Genomic DNA, 17,799 nt, shown 5'->3' with positions numbered 1-17,799 from the left:
ATCAGCCGCCGCGTGGGCCGCTACGGCGCGGGCCGCCCGGGCCGCGGTTGCCGCCGGGACCACGGTTGCCACCCGGACCGCCGGGGCCGCGGTTACCTCCGGGGCCACGGTTGCCACCGCCCGGGCCGCGACCGCCCGGACGGGCGCCGTGTGCCGGCTTCGGGCTGCCATACGGGTTGAAACCCGGGGTTGCATGGTCGGACGGGAAGCTCGGAGCGTTGCCCGGATGACCGTACGGGTGCTTGTTGCCCTGGCCCTGCGAGCGGTTGCCGGCACCGGCCGGACGACCCTGGCCGCCTGCGCCGCCACGGCCTTCACCACCGAAACCGCCACGGCCCTGGCCGCCGGCGGCACCCGGGCCCTTCGGCTTGCCGTACGGACGGCCCTGGCCGCCCGCGCCCGGTCCACGGGCACCCGGGCCACGTGCGCCCGGGCCGGCATTGCGGTGCCCGCTCGGGCCAGTGCTCACGCCATCGGGCACGTACCAGGTGCGGAACGCGGCCGGATTGCCTTCCGGCAGCGAACGGTCATTCTTCGGCGCGCGCTGCTTGAACGGCTTCTGCGACTGCTTGGCTGCTGCTTCACCGCTGACCGTCAGGCCGCCCTTGAAGCCGCCACCCTTGCCGCCGCGACCACGGCCGCGGTCTTCGCGGACGTTGTCGAAACGGCGCAGCTCGCGACCTTCGTCAGCGGTGTTGTGGCCATTGACGTAGGCATTGCCGCGGCCACCTTCGCGCACGCGCACGGTGGTCTTTGCGGCGCGGCGCTGGCCGATCACCGGCTGCAGCGTCAATGCCGACGGAGCGCCTTCTTCCAGCTTCAGCTGCGCACGCAGCGCTTCCACCTGAGCGGTGCCCAGTTCCACCGAATGGCCACGGGCCAGTTCGCGCGGCAGGCTCACCTTGCCATAGCGGGTGCGCTTCAGGCGGCTGACCTGGCAGCCCTGCGATTCCCACAGGCGGCGCACTTCGCGGTTGCGGCCTTCCTTCACCACGACGCGGAACCAGTCGTGAGAATCGGTGCCGCCGATGCGTTCGATCTCATCAAACTTGGCCGGACCGTCTTCCAGTGCGACGCCACGGCTGAGGCGGTCGACGATGGCGTCGGAGACCTTTTCCTCGCCTTCCGGTGCACGCACGCGCACCACGTACTCGCGCTCGACCTCGAACGACGGGTGCATCATGGCGTTGGCCAGCTCACCGTCGGTGGTGGCCAGCAGCAGGCCGGTGGTGTTGATGTCCAGGCGGCCGATGGCGATCCAGCGCGCGCCCTTCAGCGGCGGCAGCGACTCGAACACGGTCGGGCGGCCTTCGGGATCTTCGCGGGTGGTCACCTGGCCTTCCGGCTTGTTGTAGACCAGCACGCGCGACGGCTCGGCCAGGGCAGTGGCGACGAAGCCACGGCCATCCAGTTCGATCCTGTCGCCGCTCTTGACCGACATGCCGGTCTGCGCGACTTCACCGTTGACCTTGACCAGGCCTTCGGCGATGCGCTGTTCCAGCGCGCGGCGCGAGCCGAGGCCGGCCTGGGCCAGCACCTTGTGCAGGCGCTCTTCCAGCTTGAACTGTTCGGAGGTGGCTTCGCGCTTCAGCGAGAGCTTGTTACGGGGGGTGTCACTCATCAGTTTTGCTCCGGCCGACGGTTTCGAGGTCGGCCTCTGGTTCGGAATCGGCTTGGTCAACAGCCACGGTCGTCATCGCGACGGCGTTGTCTTCGCGTTCGTTCACTGGCACCGCGCGCTCGCCCGGCGCGGAATCGGGGTGCCCATCATCGAGGGGCGAAGGTGCTTGCTCATCGGAGGCCGATGCAGGGGCTGCATTGGCGGAATCGGGGGTGTCACTGCCGGCCAGGCCGGCGTCATCGTTCGCGGCAACGCCATCGGCGCCGGCCGAGATGTCCGGACCCTCGGCACCGGCCACGGCCGGTGCATCACGGTCCAGGGCCAGCTGCGGTTCCAGCTCACCCAGGTCCTTCAGTTCCGACAGCGGCGGCAGTTCGTCCAGCCGCTTCAGCCCGAAGTAGTCCAGGAAGCCCTTGGTGGTGCCGAACAGCGCCGGCTTGCCGGGCACGTCGCGGTGGCCGACCACGCGGATCCATTCGCGTTCTTCCAGCGCCTGGATGATGTTGCTGCTGACCGCCACGCCGCGCACCTGCTCGATCTCGCCGCGGGTGATCGGCTGCCGGTAGGCGATCAGCGCCAGGGTTTCCAGGGTGGCGCGGGTGTAGCGGGTCTTGCGTTCGGTCCACAGCCGGCTGATCCAGCCATGTACTTCGCCGGTGACCTGGTAGCGGAAGCCGGAGGCGACCTCGACCAGTTCCACGCCACGACCTTCGCAGGCCTCGCGCAGGCGCTCCAGCGCACGTTCGATGCTGCCCGGCGGTGCCGGTTCCTCTTCCGGAAACAGGTCCTTCAGCTGGGCCAGGGTGAGTGGCTGGCTGGAGGCCAGCAGGGCACCCTCGACAATGCGGTCGATCAGCGATTGATCCATCGGCAGTCAGCGCTCACTCGTTGGCATTGGCGGCGTCGTTGTCGTCGAACTCGCTGCTGAACTGCAGCGGCGCGTTGGTGTTTCCAGCGGCCAGCGACTTCACGTAGATCGGCGCCAGCGGTTCTTCCTGGACGATGTCCAGCAACTGTTCCTTGGCCAGTTCCAGCACCGCCAGGAACGTGACCAGCACGCCCAGCTTGCCTTCTTCGGCGGTGAACAGCCCTTCAAAACGATAGAACTTGCCGTCTTCCAGGCGTCCCAGTACTTCGCCCATGCGTTGCCGCACGCTCAGTGCTTCGCGCTTGATGGCGTGGCCGCTGAACAGCTCGGCGCGCTTGAGCACGTCGTGCAGGGCCAGCAGCAATTCCTTCAGGTCCACCGGCGGCGGCAGCTTCACCGTGGCGCGCTCGGGCATGAAGGCATGCGCCACCGTGGTGTCGCGGTCCTGGCGGGGCAGGGCGTCGATGTCCTCGGCGGCCTGCTTGAAACGTTCGTACTCCTGCAGCCGGCGCACCAGCTCGGCGCGCGGGTCGGCCTCATCGCCTTCCTCGCTGACCGGGCGCGGCAGCAGCATCCGCGACTTCACCTCGGCCAGGATCGCGGCCATCACCAGGTACTCGGCCGCCAGCTCGAAGCGCAGCTCGCGCATCACGGTGATGTATTCCACGTACTGCCGGGTGATTTCGGCCACGGGAATGTCCAGCACATCCAGGTTCTGGCGGCGGATCAGGTACAGCAGCAGGTCCAGCGGGCCTTCGAAGGCGTCCAGGATGACTTCCAGCGCGTCCGGCGGGATGTACAGGTCCTGCGGGATCTGCAGGACCGGTTGCCCATGCACCACGGCCAGCGGCATTTCCTGCTGCTGGGGGGCGGGCGGCCGGGTTGGCGGGTTCGCGTCGAGCGCGAGTTCGGAAGTCATCTAATGGACATCAGGATTGCAACGGACCAGTCGCGGCACCGGGTTCGCCGGGCCAACGCCACGGAGCCCCAGGGCACCAGACACGCCGGGATCGGCGCGATTCCACACATATCAAACAGCAGGACGCGCCGCAGTAAACGGCAGCGACAGAACTACGGGGAGGTCGTCTACGTGGCCCGGCCAGGTGGTCCGGTTTGAAGCAGCGGATCTGTCGTCGGGGGCTGCGTGGCCGCAGAATCCGACGGGCTGCTGCATCCAGCCACGTGCAATGGAGTCTAGGGTAAGCCTTTGCTGCGCCAGTGTCCAGCCGGACCGGGGCAGGGGCTGCATTGGCTAGAATCGGCGGACCCGACAACGCGAGCGAGGAAATGCCGGTGTGGTATGTGATCGAAGGGTATGACGGCCAGGATGTGCTGGCGCAGCGGCTGCAGGCGCGGCCGGAGCATCTGGCGCGGCTGCATGCGCTGCGCGACGCGGGACGCCTGCTGCTGGCCGGGCCGTGCCCGGCGGTGGACAGTGAAGACCCGGGCCCGGCCGGTTTCAGCGGTTCGGTGGTGATCGCGCAGTTCGAGTCGCTGCCGCAGGCCCAGGCCTGGGCCGATGCCGACCCGTACGTGGCTGCAGGCGTCTACACCCGCGTGCAGGTCCGCCCGTTCCGCAAGGTGCTGCCGTGAACGCGGAACGGATCGAGCGGATCCGTGATGCGCTGCAGCAGGCGCTGGCGCCGAGCGTGCTGGAGATCGAGGACGACAGCCATCGTCACGCCGGCCATGCCGGTGCGCGCGACGGGCGCGGCCATTTCAACGTGCATGTGGTCAGTGAGCGCTTCGCCGGGCTGGGGCCGCTTGCCCGGCACCGCGCGGTCTATGCCGCGCTGGGGTCGATGATGGAGACCGATATCCACGCGTTGTCCATCCGCGCGCAGACCCCGTCAGAACAGGGCTGAGCCCTTGTCCCACGCTGTCCTGGCGGGTCCTTCATGGCCTCGCTACGGACAGGTTTTCATGTCCATTTCGGGACATTCGCCTAACGGACTGTTTACAAGCCTGGATGGAAACGCTTACATTCCGCGCCAATGCTGGTAGGTCCAAGCCGTGGAGGGCGGCTTCGTGAACAAGGCAGCTATCACAATCAAAGACGTCGCACGCGAAGCCCGGGTCTCCGTGGCCACGGTTTCCCGCGCGCTCAACGGGCATGAAAATGTCGCCGAACCGGTCCGCCAGCTTGTGCTGGAGGTGGCCGCACGGCTGCGTTACACCCCGCACGCCGCCGCCCGCAGCCTGAGCAGCCGCCGCACCAATACGGTGGGCGTGGTGCTGCCTGACCTGTACGGCGAATTCTTCTCCGAGCTGATGCGCGGCATTGACGGCGTGGCCCGCAACCGCCGCCAGCACCTGCTGGTGTCCAGCTACCACGGTGACCAGGAACAGCAGGGCGCCGCCCTGCGTGCCATGCGCGGCCGCGTCGACGGCCTGCTGGTGCTTTCGCCCTATGCCGAGAGCCCGGGCTTCCTGACCGACAACCTGCCGCAGTCGTTGCCGACGGTGTTGATCAACACCTATCTGCCCGGCCAGGACCACCCGGTGCTGAGCATCGACGACCACGCCGGCGCAATGGCGATGACCCGCCACCTGCTGGATGCCGGCCACCGCCGCATTGCCTTCATTTCTGGTCCGGACCTCAACTTCGACGCGCGCGAGCGCCTGCGCGGCTTCCGTGACGCGCTGGCGGCTTCTGGCGGTGGCGCCGAAGGCATCGAGTTGCCCGGTGATTTCGACGAAGCTTCCGGCCATCGTGCCGGTCAGGAGTTGCTGGCAGCCGGAGCGCTGCCCGATGCCGTATTCGCCGCCAACGACATGATGGCCCTGGGCTGCCTGTATGCGTTCACGCAGGCAGGGGTCCGTGTGCCGGCCGATGTGGCCCTGGCGGGTTTCGATGACATTCCACTGGCGCGTTTCGTCCACCCGTCGCTGACCACCATGCAGGTCAGCATCGCCGAGCTCGGCGACCGGGCCATGACGCGTCTGATGCAGTTGATGGACGGCACCTCCACGGATGGGGCAGGGGACAAGCAGACCCTGGTTCCCCGCTTGATTGTTCGCGATTCCACCACTCCGCCATCCGGCCGTTGAAGCCAGAGGCGTTTCTTCTTTTTTTTGACTGATCGCAGGGACCGCGCAAGCGGTTACCGCCACCCGGAGATTGAGTTGATGATGCATACCACCTTCCGCATGCCGGCGCGCCGGCTGCTGAGCACCGCTCTGGTCAGCTGCCTGATGCTGGCTGCCGCCCCGAACGTCATGGCGCAGTCGGCCAACGCCAGCCTGCGCGGCCAGGTTGCCGGTGCCCAGGCCGGCACCGAAGTGACCGCCACCAACGTGGCCACCGGTACCGTCCGCCGTGGCACCATCCGCGCCGACGGCAGCTACTCGCTGATGGGCCTGGATCCGGGCACGTACAACGTGGTCGCCAACGGCCAGACCCAGAAGGTCACCGTCACCGTGGCTTCGACCGCGACGCTGAACTTCGCTGGCGCAGCCAGCAGCACCCCGGGCTCGACCGCGGCCACCAACCTGGACACCGTCAACGTTGTTGCGCCGACCCTGCTGCAGGAAGTGCGCACCTCCGAAGTTGGCAAGACCGTCAGCCTGCAGCAGATCCAGACCACCCCGCAGGTGTCGCGCAACTTCCTGGAGTTCGCCGACGCGGTGCCGGGCCTGATCTTCACCCGCGATGCCAAGGGCAACACCTCGCTGCGCGGCGGCGCCACCAATGCAGATGGCACCAACGTCTACATCGACGGCGTCGGCCAGAAGAGCTACGTCAAGGGCGGCGGCGTGGCCGGCCAGTCCGGCAGCGCCGGTAACCCGTTCCCGCAGCTGGCCATCGGCGAATACAAGGTCATCAGCGGCAACTACAAGGCCGAGTATGGCCAGGTGTCGAGCGCCGCAGTGACGGCTGCGACCAAGTCCGGTACCAATGAGTTCAAGGGTGAGGCGTTCTACCGCTACACCGATGAAGACATGCGAGCCAAGACCCCGGCCGAGCGGCAGGGCGGCAAGGAGAAGATGGTCTCGGCCGAGAAGGAATACGGCTTCGCCCTGGGCGGCCCGATCATCCAGGACAAGGCGCACTTCTTCGTGACCTACGAAGCCAAGCGCTTCGACCTGCCGGTCACCATCGCGCCGGATGGCGCGGTCACCGGCGCTGCCGGCCTGCTGCCGCCCGCCGGTGCCGCCGGCCTCGGCCCGGCCAGCCAGCCGTTCCAGCAGGATCTGATCTTCGGCAAGATCGACTTCGAGCCGACCGACAACGACCGCATCGAGCTGACCTTCCAGGACCGCGACGAAACCCAGTCGCAGTTCAGTGGCCAGACCTCGCCGGAAGCCGGCCGTGAAGTGGTCAACACCGACCGTCGTTATGCCCTGCGCTGGAACCACAGTGGTGAGCGCTACTACAACGAGTTGATGGTCACCCACGAAGACTCGTTCAACAACCCGACCCCGCTGACGCTGGCCAACGGCATCACCTACACCGCACCGGACGGCCCCGAAGACCGCACCATCGTGAAGATCGGTGGCGCCTCTGCACTGGATTCGCAGGTGAAGGGCCAGAAGGGCTGGTCGATCGAAGACAACCTGACCCTGGATGGCATCCAGTGGGCCGGTGACCACACCATCAAGATGGGCGTGAAGTACAAGGCGATCGATCTGTACGCATCCGATGCGGCGCAGATCAATCCGACCTTCACGTACTCGCTGGGCGATCCGGACTTCCCCGATTCCATTCCGTACAAGGCGCAGTTCGTCAAGCCGGTGACCGGCGTGACCGGCGTGTCCGGCGAAGTGCGTTCGAAGTCCAAGCAGTACGGCGTGTTCATCCAGGACGACTGGCAGGTCAACGATCACCTGCAGCTGAACATCGGCCTGCGCTGGGACTACGAAAAGACCCCGTCCTACCTGGACTTCGTGACCCCGCAGCAGGTGGTCGACGCCATCTATTCGCAGGATCCGCGCGCCCCCGCTGGCCAGACCTATGCCGATTCGCTGGCACTGGGCGGCCTGGACATCAGCGACTACATCAGCAACGGCCACAACCGCAAGGCGTTCAAGGACGCCTGGCAGCCGCGCCTGGGCTTCTCGTATGACATCAACGCCGACGAGCAGCACGTGATCCACGGTGGTGCCGGCCGTTCCTACGACCGTGACCTGTTCGACAACCTGCAGCTGGAAACCACCAAGCTGGCCCTGCCGCAGCCGACCATCTACTTCCGCAACCCGGCTACCGGCGCCTGCATCAACGGCCAGGCCGCCTGCTATGACTGGAACCCGAACCTGCTCAACGGGATCGGCAACCTGCAGGCCCTGGTCGGCGCGACCAGCAATGCCGGCCTGGAAGTGGACCTGCTGAACAACAAGCTGAAGGCGCCGTACTCGGATCAGTTCAGCCTGGGCATGAGCAACCAGATCGGCGACTGGCTGACCGACGCCACCATTGCCCGTACCCTGAGTTACGACGGCTTCGCCTTCACCCTGGGCAACCGCTACCCGACCGGCCAGTTCTTCGATGATCCGCGCCTGTGTGGTGGCACCTCCCCGGGCCTGAGCCAGGCCTGGAGCTGCAACGTGCCGGGCTTCGGCAGCCTGATCATCGGCCAGCAGGGCATCAAGACCCGTGCCACCCAGGTCCTGTTGTCGGCACAGAAGCCGTTCACCAAGGAAAGCGGCTGGGGCACCTCGATCGCCTACACCTGGACCACCGCGCGCCATAACCGCGACATCAACGAGAAGTACGCCTTTGACCGCGGCCTGATCGGTGACTACCCGACCATCCGCTCCAACGGCGCACCGCGCCACCGCCTGGTGGTGACCGGTTCGTACGCGGGCTTCTGGGGCATCACCTTCGGCGGCAAGATCACCCTGGCCACCCCGACCGCCGTCAACGACTGGTACCCGGTGATGCAGGCCAGCGGCTACACCCTGCCGACCCCGCAGGCGGCCGTGCCCAACGCAACCGGCAAGTTCCTGGTGGGTGGCAAGATCTTCGGCTACCGTTCGGTTGACCTGCAGGCGACGAAGACGTTCAAGCTGGCGGGCAACACCGAGCTGTACGCCCGTCTGGACATCATCAACGTGTTCAACTTCGACAACTTCTCCACCTACAACTACGTCAAGACCAACGGCAAGCTGCAGGCCAGCTACAACGAGACCGGCGACATCATCGGCACTCCGCGCCAGGTGAAGGCCGAGGTGGGCTTCCGCTTCTAAGCGGCGCCGCCTGCTGCTGTATCCGATGCCGCCGGTCCGCCGGCGGCATCGATTGTGTGAGAACGGCAATGGCCGGCCCCGTGCCGGTCCATTGCCCACGCCGCTGCCGGGCAGGGGGCAGCGGCGTGGGCAATGATCGCGGTGTCAAACCACGTTTTTCGTGGTTTTTTAAGAGCGCATCTTGTAAACGATTTCAGATCATTGGACGGTATGCTTTCCCATCGATCAGACCACCGGAGGAACCGCGCCATGCAGGCACGCCATCTGTTGTCCGCCGCAATGCTGTGCTTGGCGGTGGCCGCCTGCCAGCCGGCCCAGCAGGAACCTGCCAAGCCGCGCCCGCCGGTGATCCTGATCGAGGCCGATGCACCGCCGCGGCCGATGAAGCCGGAGTTGCCGCCGCTGTTCGATGACATCGAGCGCCGCACCTTCCAGTTCTTCTGGGACACCACCAACGAGATCAATGGCCTGACCCCGGACCGCTATCCGTCGCGGCCGTTCGCCAGCATCGCGTCGGTGGGTTTCGCGCTGACCGCCTATCCCATCGGTATCGAGAACGGCTGGGTCAGCCGCAACCAGGCGATCGACCGGACCCTGACCACGCTGAAGTTCTTCCGCGACGTGCCGATGGGCCCACAGCGCACCGGCAAGGCCGGCTACAAGGGCTTCTACTACCACTTCCTGGACATGCAGGAAGGCCGTCGCTACGACAGCTGGGTCGAACTTTCCTCCGTGGATACCGCACTGCTGATGATGGGCGTGCTGTTCGCGCAGTCGTACTACGACGGTGACGATCCGCGCGAGAAGGAAATCCGCCAGATTGCCGATACCTTGTACAAGAAGGTCGACTGGCCGTGGCTGCAGCAGCGTGCACCGCTGATCTCGATGGGCTGGTTCCCGGAGAGCGGCTTCATCGACCACGACTGGATGGGCTACAACGAGGCGATGATGGTCTACATCCTCGCCCTGGGCTCGCCCACGCACCCGGTCAGCCCGGACGCGTGGACAGTGTGGACGCGCACCTATGACAACGACTGGGGTGTCTACCAGGGCCAGGAATACCTGTCCTTCGGCCCGCTGTTCGGCCACCAGTACAGCCACGTCTGGATCGATTTCCGCGATATCCAGGACGCGTACATGCGCGAGCGCGGCAGCACCTATTTCCTCAACAGCCGCTCGGCCGCGCTGGCCCAGCGCGAGTACGCCATCGCCAACCCGATGCAGTGGAAGGACTATGGCGAGAACGTGTGGGGCCTGACCGCCAGCGATGGCCCGCAGAACACCACGCAGGAGTACCGCGGCGAACAGCGCCAGTTCCGCCACTACTCCTCGCGCGGCGCCGGCCTGCGCGAGAACTTCGATGACGGCACCATTGCCCCGACTGCGGCAATCGCCTCGGTGGTGTTCGCGCCCGAGCAGGTGATCCCGGCGACGCTGGAAATGCACAAGCGTTACGGCGACTACATCTATTCCAGCTACGGCTTCCTGGATTCGTTCAATCCCAGCTTCAACTACGACATCCCGATCAAGACCGGTCGCCTGGTGCCGGATCGCGGCTGGGTCGCCAGCGACTACATCGCCATCGACCAGGGGCCGATCCTGACCATGATCGCCAACTACCGCAACGACTTCGTCTGGGAAGTGATGAAGAAGAATCCGTACATCCGCAAGGGCCTGGAGCGGGCCGGATTCAGCGGCGGCTGGCTGGCGCCGGAAGGGTCGTTCCAGCCGCTGGAACTGCAGAAGGACGAAAAGGCCGCGGCAGCACGCGCGGTGGGTATCGCCGAATCACGCGCGGCTGCCGCGCAGGAACAGAAGAACAATGCCAACCGCACCACAGGCCAGGGCAAGTAACCCGATGCCGAACTGGATCGACCGCCTGCGCCGCTGGGCGCTGCCTGCCCTGGCCACCCTGGCCGTGGCCGGCTGCGCCCGCACCGAACCGGGCACCACCACCGTGCGCTTCTGGGCGATGGGCCGCGAAGCCGAGGTGGTCAGCGAGCTGATCCACGAGTTCGAGGCCGAGAATCCCGGCATCAAGGTGGATGTGCAGAACATCCCGTGGACCGCCGCGCACGAAAAGCTGCTGACCGCGTTCGCCGCCGATGGCCTGCCGGACGTGTGCCAGCTCGGCAACACCTGGGTGCCGGAGTTCGCCGAACTCGATGCATTGACCCCGCTGCAGCCGTTCGTGCAGCGCTCCACTGTGGTCGATCCGAAAGATTACTTCCAGGGCATCTGGGATACCAACGTGATCCACGGCGAGCTGGTCGGCGTGCCGTGGTACGTCGATACGCGCCTGATCTACTACCGCAAGGACCTGCTGGCCAAGGCCGGCTACGACCACCCGCCGCGTACCTGGGCCGAGTGGGACGAGCAGATGGCGGCGATCAAGCGCATGCAGGGCCCGAACCGCTACGCAGTGCTGATGCCGATCAACGAGTTCGAGCAGCAGCTGTCGCTGGCCCTGCAGCAGCCCGACCCGCTGCTGCGCGACGACGATACCCGCGGCAATTTCGCCAGCCCGGGGTTCCGCCGCACGCTGTCCTTCTACGCCAACATGTTCGAGCAGGGCTGGGCGCCGAAGATGTCCGAGACGCAGATCTCCAACGTCTGGGATGAATTCTTCCGCGGCTTCAACGTGTTCTACATCTCCGGCCCCTGGAACATCCGCGAGTTCAAGAAACTGCAGCCGAAGGAACTGGAAGGACAGTGGGGCACCGCTGCGCTGCCGGGGCCCGACGGTCCGGGCGCGGGCATCGCCGGCGGCACCAGCCTGGTGATCTTCCGCAAGTCGCAGCAGAAGCAGGCGTCCTGGAAGCTGATCGAATTCCTGTCGCGCCCGCAGATCCAGGCGCGCTTCCATTCGATCATCGGCGACCTGCCGCCGCGCCGCAGCGCCTGGAACGCGCCGTCGCTGGCCAACGATCCGCTGGCCGCCGCGTTCCGCGATCAGCTGGAGCGGGTCAAGCCGACGCCGAAGGTGCTCGAATGGGAGCGCATCGTGCAGGAAATGCGCATTGTCACCGAGAAGGTGGTGCGCGGTGGCCTGCCGCAGGACAAGGCCGTGGCCGAACTGGACCAGCGCGTGGACAAGGTGCTGGCCAAGCGCCGCTGGATGCATGAACAACAACGCCTGCAGGAGCGCGCGCCGTCGCCGCAATCGAGCAGCGCAGTGGCCGCCGGGAGCGCGCAATGAAACGTACTTCGCTGGCCGGCTGGATCTTCGCCGGCCCCTCGCTGATCGTGCTGGGCGTGTTCTTCGGCCTGCCGGTCGCCTCGGCGCTGGCACTGAGCGTGACCGACTTCGACCTCTATGCACTGGCCGACAGCAGCAACCTGCGCTTCGTCGGCCTGGGCAACTACATCGACCTGCTGCAGACGCCGATGTTCTGGAAGTCGCTGTGGAATACCACCTACTTCGTGCTGATCGGCGTACCGTTGTCGATTGGTGTGTCGCTGGGCGCGGCCATGCTGCTCAACGCACCGGCCGCACGCTTCAAGGCCCTGTTCCGTACGGCACTGTTCGCGCCGGTGGTGACCACGCTGGTGGCGGTGGCGGTGATCTGGCGCTACCTGTTCCATACCAGCTATGGCCTGGTGAACTACGGGCTGGGCCATCTGGGCATCAGTCCGATCGACTGGCTGGGTGATCCCAACTGGGCGATGCCGACCATCATGCTGTTCGCGGTGTGGAAGAACTTCGGCTACAACATGGTGATCTTCCTCGCCGGCCTGCAGGCGATCCCGCATGACCTGTACGAAGCCGCGCGCATCGACGGCGCTTCGCGCTGGAAGCAGTTCCTGCACATTACCCTGCCGATGCTCGGCCCGGTACTGCTGGTGGTCGGGGTGATCACCGTGTCCGGCTACTTCCAGCTGTTCGCCGAGCCGTATGTCATGACCCGCGGCGATCCGCTGCAGAGCACCGTCAGCGTGCTGTATTTCATGTTCGAGGAAGGCTTCAAGTGGTGGAACCTGGGGCGCGCCTCCGCGGTGGCGTTCCTGCTGTTCCTGATCATCCTGGCGGTGACCACCGTGATGCTGCGTTTCGGCCGCAAGAGGCAGTTGGTATGAGTCGTGAAATCGGCCAGTCGCGCTGGTATCCGTGGATGATCAATGGTGCGTTGCTGGTGCTGGCCCTGGTCAGCCTTGCACCGCTGCTGTGGATGCTCTCGGTCTCGTTCATGCCGCAGGGCGAGGCCAGTCATTTCCCGCCGCCACTGCTGCCTTCGAGCATCACCACGCGCAACTACCACGAGCTGTTCGCGCGCACCGGCATGGGGGGCAACTTCGCCAACAGCCTGCTGGTGTCGCTGGCTATCACGCTGGGTTCGCTGCTGCTCAACACCATGGCTGGCTACGCCTTCGCCAAGCTCAACTTCGTTGGCCGCGAACGCCTGTTCCAGGTGCTGATGGCAGCGCTGGTGATCCCGGCGCAGGTGGCGATGCTGCCGCTGTTCCTGCTGATGAAGCAGCTGGGCCTGGTCAACAGCTTTGGCGGGGTGATAGTGCCAGCGCTGGCCAGCGTGTTCGGCATCTTCCTGGTGCGCCAGTACGCGCGTTCGATCCCGGACGAGCTGCTTGAAGCGGCCCGCATCGATGGCGCGGGGGAGCTGCGCATCTTCTTCCAGATCGTGCTGCCGATGCTCAAGCCGGTACTGGTGACCCTGGCGATCTTCACCTTCATGGGGGCATGGAACGATTTCATGTGGCCGCTGATCGTGTTGACCGACCAGGAGCACTACACTTTGCCGGTGGCGCTGGCCACCCTCTCGCGCGAGCACATCATGGACGTGGAAATGATGATGGCTGGCGCGGTGGTCACCGTGGTTCCGGTGCTGGCACTGTTCCTGGTGCTGCAGCGGTACTACATCCAAGGTCTGTTGCTGGGGAGCGTCAAGGGATGAAGCGAGCGATCGCCGTTGGACTGGGCCTGTTGTGGACTTCCCTGGCGATCGCCGCACCACCGGCACTGCCGGCGCCGAAGGTACTGGACGATTTCGACGACATCGGCGCCTGGAAGCTGGTGCTGTCCGACCAGGTCAGCGGTTCGCTGCGTCCGGTGAGCGGTGCCGGTGGCGGCCGCGCGCTGTGCCTGGACTACGATTTCCACAAGGTGTCGGGCTACGTCGGCATCCGCCGCGCGCTGGGTATCGAGTACCCGGCCAACTACCGCTTCGGCTTCCAGCTGCGGGGAGATTCGCCGGGCAACGACCTGCAGTTCAAGCTGATCGATGCCAGCGGCGATAATGTCTGGTGGGTCAACCGTCCGGGCTACAGCTTCCCCAAGGCGTGGACGCCGGTCGAATACCGCCGTCGCCAGATCGACAAGGCATGGGGGCCATCGCCGGATAAGGAGATGGCGCGCAGCGCTGCGGTCGAGTTCACGATCTACAGCAAGGTCGGCGGCCGCGGCACGGTGTGCTTCGACAAGCTGACCCTGCAGGGCCTGCCGCCGCAGGATGATTCGGCGCTGGTGCCATCGGTGATCGCCGACACCGCCACCGCGCTGCAGGACCGGATGATCGACGGAAAGAGCGATACGTTCTGGATCAGTGGCGGGGTCAAGCAGCAGACCATCAGCCTGGACCTGCACAAGAGCCGCGAGATCGGCGGCGCGGTGATTGACTGGCTGCCGAACCTGGAAGCCAATCGCTACACCGTGCGGACGTCCGAGGATGGCCGGGACTGGCGCACCGTGCGCGAGGTGACCGGCGGTGCGGGCGGCCGCGACTGGCTGGCGCTGCCGGATACCGACGCGCGCTACGTGCGCTTCGATCTACACGATGGCCCGAACTGGCGCTATGGCATCCGTGACATCACGCTCAAGCCGCTGGCGTTCGCGGCCACGCCGAACGCATTCCTGTCCTCGGTGGCGGCCGACCTGCCGCGCGGCTCGCTGCCGCGTGCATATGTGGGCGAACAGCCGTACTGGACCCTGCTCGGCCTCGATGGCGGCCAGGAGCAGGCACTGATCAGCGAGGACGGTGCCCTGGAACCGGCCAAGGGCAGTTTCAGCATCGAGCCGTTCATCCGCGTGGACGGCAAGTTGCTGGACTGGTCGACAGTGGCCATCACCCAGTCGCTGCAGGATCGCTACCTGCCCATCGCCAATGTCGACTGGGTGCATGAGAAGGCCGGCCTGGCGGTAACCAGCTTCGTGCAGGGCACGCCGGAGCGCGCGCAGCTGATCGGCCGCTACCGGTTGAGCAATCCGGACAAGGTGGCGCACGAGTACACCCTGGCGCTGGCGATCCGGCCGTGGCAGGTGAACCCGCCGACCCAGTTCCTCAATACCGTCGGCGGCTTCAGTCGCATCGATGCGCTGGATGTGGGCGAACAGCTGGTGCGCATCAACGGTGAGCCGCGCATCTATCCGTTGCAGGTGCCGGATGCGCGCTTTGCCAGCACGTTCGATGGCAAGCTCGACGCGATGCATCTGGCCTCCGGGAAATACCCGGCCAGCACGGCGGTGAAGGACAGCACCGGCATGGCGTCCGGTGCGCTGCTGTATACGATCAAGCTGGAGCCTGGCCAGAGCCGAGAAGTGGCGGTGGTGTTGCCACAGACCGGAGGCTGGGCGCCGCAGGCGCTGGATGTGGCCAAGGCGCAGGCACAGGTCGCAGAGCAGTGGCGGCAGAAGCTGGGGGTGGTCTCGTTGCAGGTACCGGCTGCGGGCCAGGCACTGGTCGATACCCTGCGCACCGCCGTGGCGCACATGCTGATCTCGCGGGTCGGCCCGCGCCTGCAGCCGGGCACGCGCTCGTACGCGCGCAGCTGGATCCGCGATGGCGCGATGATTTCAGAGGGCCTTCTGCGCATGGGGCGCAGTGATGCGGTGCGTGATTACATCAACTGGTATGCGCCTTATCAGTTCGAGAATGGCAAGGTGCCGTGCTGTGTCGATGCACGTGGCAGCGATCCGGTGCCCGAGAACGACAGCCATGGCGAGCTGATCTACAGCATTGCCGAGTATGGGCGCTATACCGGTGACAGCACCTTCGCCGAACTGATGTGGCCGCATGTGCAGGGCGCCTACAACTACATGGAGCAGCTTCGCGCCAGCGAGCGCACGGACGAGAATCGGGCGCGCAATCCGGCGTTCTACGGGATGATGCCGGCCTCGATCAGCCACGAAGGCTATTCGGCCAAGCCGATGCATTCGTACTGGGACAATTTCTGGGCCTTGCGCGGCTACAAGGATGCGGCATCGCTGGCGGCCCAGCTGGGCAAGGTCGAAGCCATGCAGATTGCCGAATCGCGTGACCAGTTCCGTGATGACCTGCAGGCCTCGCTGCTGTCGGCGATGCAGCAGCACAACATCGATTACCTGCCGGGCTCGGCCGAGCTGGGCGATTTCGATGCGACCTCGACCACCATCGCGCTGGCTCCGGGCGGTGAACAGGGGCGCCTTCCGCAGCAGGCGCTCGATGCCACTTTCGAGCGCTACTGGAAGGAATTCGTGGCCCGTCGGGACGGCAAGCGCGAGTGGAAGGACTACACGCCCTACGAGTGGCGCAACGTGGCCGCCTTCGTCCGCCTTGGCTGGCGCGATCGCGCCTGGCAGGCGACTGAGTTCTTCTTCAAGGACCGTGCGCCGCAGGCCTGGAACCAGTGGGCCGAAGTCGTCTCGCGCACGCCGCGCAAGCCGTTCTTCGTCGGTGACCTGCCGCATGCCTGGGTCGCCTCGGACTTCGTGCGCTCGGCCCTGGACATGTTCGCCTACAGCCGTGACATGGACGATGCGCTGGTGTTGGCCGCCGGCATTCCGACCGCCTGGCTGCAGGGCGACGGCATCGCTGTGCAGGGCCTGCGCACGCCGCAGGGCCAGCTCAACTACCGCCTGCAGCGCAGCGACAAGCAGCTGGTGCTGGAGGTGCAGCCGGGCCTGGTGCCACCGGTCGGTGGCGTGGTCTTGCCGTGGCCGTACGCCGGTGATCCGGGCGAGGCGACCATCAACGGCGAAGCGGCCGAATGGACCGACAGGGAATTACACGTGCACCAGCTGCCGGCGCGGGTCGAGATCGATGTACCGGGCGCGGTGCGCCGCGCCGAGCGCAAGGGGCAGTAACGATGAAGCAGCAGGGGGGAAGGGTGCGCACGGCCGTGCGTGCCCTGGGACTGGCCATTGCATTGGCATTGCCGGGTGCCGTGATGGCAGCCGTGCCAACCGCCGCGACAGCGGCTGACATCGCCAGCGCACCAGGCATGAGCATGGTGACCTTCAACCTGCATCACGACCGCGAGGACTGGCCGAGCCGCCGCCGCACCATCCTGGCCGAGCTCAAGCGCCTGCAGCCGGATGCGGTTGCCCTGCAGGAGGTGATCCAGCGCCGCAACGTGCGCAACCAGGCGCAGTGGCTGGCCAGCCAACTCGGCTACAAGTACGTGTTCGTGTCCACCGATCCGGTGGGTGCGCCGAAACGTTACGGCAATGCGCTGCTGACCCGGCGGCCGATCCTCGCCCAGGGTGAGCACCTGCTACAGCCGCTGGACGACTACCGGACGGTCGCCCATCTGCGCATCAATGTGGACGGCAAGGCGGTCAACGTCTATGCCACCCACTTCAACGAGCGCAGCGACGAAAATGGCCAGCGCATCCGTCGCACCCAGGTCGAGGACCTGCTGCGCTTCATCGCCAGCACCTCAGCCGGCGCACCGGTGGTGATCGCGGGCGACTTCAACGCGCTGGTCGATGCCAGTGACCTGAGCGAGCTGCGCAGCCATTACGGTGACAGCTACGGCAGCGTGCACGTCAACACCGACCTGGCCGGGGTCAGTACGCTGAACAGGCACTACTACCCGGTGGCCTCGCGGATCGACCACATCTTCTTCCAGCAGGACGCGATGGTCGCACGTGAGGCCAAGCTCCTGTTCGACCAGCCCGATGACAGCGGTCGCTGGGCCTCGGACCATTATGGCGTGTGGACCCGCCTGCAATTCGCTCCGGCGCACTGATGTCCTGGTAGGTGCCACCTTTGGTTGGCACGGACGTGTCCGCGTTCGCTCCAACAACGGCGCCGACCAGGGTTGGCCTCTACCAGAGCGCTGCACGCGCCCGGCGCACAAACAGAAACGGCGGGGATCATCGATCCCCGCCGTTCTTTCACGCGATCAAAGC

13 protein-coding genes are annotated in these 17,799 nt (G+C 66.1%); 10 read left to right on the top strand and 3 right to left on the bottom strand.

The genetic code is table 11. From position 1 onward, the window contains the following. Position 1 precedes the first annotated feature (1 nt). The 3 genes from AC5P8U_RS00975 to AC5P8U_RS00965 are packed head-to-tail and all read right to left on the bottom strand — an operon-like array spanning position 2 to position 3,408. Positions 2-1,621, bottom strand: coding sequence for a pseudouridine synthase (locus tag AC5P8U_RS00975; protein ID WP_072168372.1), 1,620 nt, complete (start codon positions 1,619-1,621; stop codon positions 2-4). Beyond that, positions 1,614-2,489 carry an SMC-Scp complex subunit ScpB gene (gene scpB / locus AC5P8U_RS00970; RefSeq protein ID WP_072168371.1) on the bottom strand — a complete coding sequence of 292 codons (876 nt, stop codon included), beginning with the start codon at positions 2,487-2,489 and terminating at the stop codon, positions 1,614-1,616. Before scpB ends, AC5P8U_RS00975 begins: the two co-directional genes overlap by 8 nt. A 13-nt stretch (positions 2,490-2,502) precedes the next feature. Next, positions 2,503-3,408, bottom strand: a complete 906-nt coding sequence (locus AC5P8U_RS00965; protein ID WP_188240803.1) for a segregation and condensation protein A — start codon at positions 3,406-3,408, stop codon at positions 2,503-2,505. A gap of 374 nt (positions 3,409-3,782) precedes the next feature. On the opposite strand from AC5P8U_RS00965, the gene AC5P8U_RS00960 reads away from it, so the two are divergent. The 10 genes from AC5P8U_RS00960 to AC5P8U_RS00915 all read left to right on the top strand — a co-directional run bounded on the left by AC5P8U_RS00960 (position 3,783) and on the right by AC5P8U_RS00915 (position 17,636). Beyond that, positions 3,783-4,082: a YciI family protein gene (locus tag AC5P8U_RS00960; RefSeq protein ID WP_005417634.1), complete on the top strand. Its 300-nt coding sequence runs from the start codon at positions 3,783-3,785 to the stop codon at positions 4,080-4,082. Next, positions 4,079-4,354: a BolA family protein gene (locus AC5P8U_RS00955; RefSeq protein WP_005417632.1), complete on the top strand. Its 276-nt coding sequence runs from the start codon at positions 4,079-4,081 to the stop codon at positions 4,352-4,354. The genes AC5P8U_RS00960 and AC5P8U_RS00955 overlap by 4 nt, the downstream gene beginning before the upstream one ends. Before the next feature lie 148 nt (positions 4,355-4,502). Further along, positions 4,503-5,540, top strand: a complete 1,038-nt coding sequence (locus AC5P8U_RS00950) for a LacI family DNA-binding transcriptional regulator (protein WP_005417630.1) — start codon at positions 4,503-4,505, stop codon at positions 5,538-5,540. A gap of 78 nt (positions 5,541-5,618) precedes the next feature. Next, positions 5,619-8,675 carry a TonB-dependent receptor gene (locus AC5P8U_RS00945; protein WP_061478011.1) on the top strand — a complete coding sequence of 1,019 codons (3,057 nt, stop codon included), beginning with the start codon at positions 5,619-5,621 and terminating at the stop codon, positions 8,673-8,675. 249 nt (positions 8,676-8,924) lie between these two features. Next, complete coding sequence (locus AC5P8U_RS00940; protein ID WP_061478010.1) at positions 8,925-10,529, top strand: glucoamylase family protein; 1,605 nt, start codon at positions 8,925-8,927, stop codon at positions 10,527-10,529. 4 nt (positions 10,530-10,533) lie between these two features. Beyond that, positions 10,534-11,874, top strand: coding sequence for a sugar ABC transporter substrate-binding protein (locus tag AC5P8U_RS00935; RefSeq protein ID WP_252744460.1), 1,341 nt, complete (start codon positions 10,534-10,536; stop codon positions 11,872-11,874). Next, positions 11,871-12,752 carry a carbohydrate ABC transporter permease gene (locus tag AC5P8U_RS00930; RefSeq protein ID WP_005410323.1) on the top strand — a complete coding sequence of 294 codons (882 nt, stop codon included), beginning with the start codon at positions 11,871-11,873 and terminating at the stop codon, positions 12,750-12,752. Before AC5P8U_RS00935 ends, AC5P8U_RS00930 begins: the two co-directional genes overlap by 4 nt. Next, on the top strand, positions 12,749-13,585 hold the full coding sequence (locus AC5P8U_RS00925) for a carbohydrate ABC transporter permease (RefSeq protein WP_439426298.1): 837 nt from the start codon (positions 12,749-12,751) through the stop codon (positions 13,583-13,585). Before AC5P8U_RS00930 ends, AC5P8U_RS00925 begins: the two co-directional genes overlap by 4 nt. Further along, complete coding sequence (locus AC5P8U_RS00920) at positions 13,582-16,749, top strand: discoidin domain-containing protein (protein ID WP_423172943.1); 3,168 nt, start codon at positions 13,582-13,584, stop codon at positions 16,747-16,749. Before AC5P8U_RS00925 ends, AC5P8U_RS00920 begins: the two co-directional genes overlap by 4 nt. Before the next feature lie 2 nt (positions 16,750-16,751). Next, positions 16,752-17,636: an endonuclease/exonuclease/phosphatase family protein gene (locus tag AC5P8U_RS00915; RefSeq protein WP_032954315.1), complete on the top strand. Its 885-nt coding sequence runs from the start codon at positions 16,752-16,754 to the stop codon at positions 17,634-17,636. The last annotated feature ends 163 nt before the right edge of the window (positions 17,637-17,799 follow it).

The organism is Stenotrophomonas sp. YJH_SMC_81, from assembly GCF_059370875.1.
The sequence above is the reverse complement of the archived record's forward strand: the minus strand, read 5'-3'. Positions and strand labels throughout refer to the sequence as shown.

Excerpts from the sequence above, each read along its gene's own strand:
- AC5P8U_RS00925 (WP_439426298.1), top strand. The coding sequence starts at position 12,749 with ATGAGTCGTGAAATCGGCCAGTCGCGCTGGTATCCGTGGATGATCAAT.
- scpB (WP_072168371.1), bottom strand. The coding sequence starts at position 2,489 with ATGGATCAATCGCTGATCGACCGCATTGTCGAGGGTGCCCTGCTGGCC.
- AC5P8U_RS00940 (WP_061478010.1), top strand. The coding sequence starts at position 8,925 with ATGCAGGCACGCCATCTGTTGTCCGCCGCAATGCTGTGCTTGGCGGTG.
- AC5P8U_RS00975 (WP_072168372.1), bottom strand. The coding sequence starts at position 1,621 with ATGAGTGACACCCCCCGTAACAAGCTCTCGCTGAAGCGCGAAGCCACC.
- AC5P8U_RS00945 (WP_061478011.1), top strand. The coding sequence starts at position 5,619 with ATGATGCATACCACCTTCCGCATGCCGGCGCGCCGGCTGCTGAGCACC.
- AC5P8U_RS00930 (WP_005410323.1), top strand. The coding sequence starts at position 11,871 with ATGAAACGTACTTCGCTGGCCGGCTGGATCTTCGCCGGCCCCTCGCTG.
- AC5P8U_RS00915 (WP_032954315.1), top strand. The coding sequence starts at position 16,752 with ATGAAGCAGCAGGGGGGAAGGGTGCGCACGGCCGTGCGTGCCCTGGGA.
- AC5P8U_RS00965 (WP_188240803.1), bottom strand. The coding sequence starts at position 3,408 with ATGACTTCCGAACTCGCGCTCGACGCGAACCCGCCAACCCGGCCGCCC.
- AC5P8U_RS00920 (WP_423172943.1), top strand. The coding sequence starts at position 13,582 with ATGAAGCGAGCGATCGCCGTTGGACTGGGCCTGTTGTGGACTTCCCTG.
- AC5P8U_RS00935 (WP_252744460.1), top strand. The coding sequence starts at position 10,534 with ATGCCGAACTGGATCGACCGCCTGCGCCGCTGGGCGCTGCCTGCCCTG.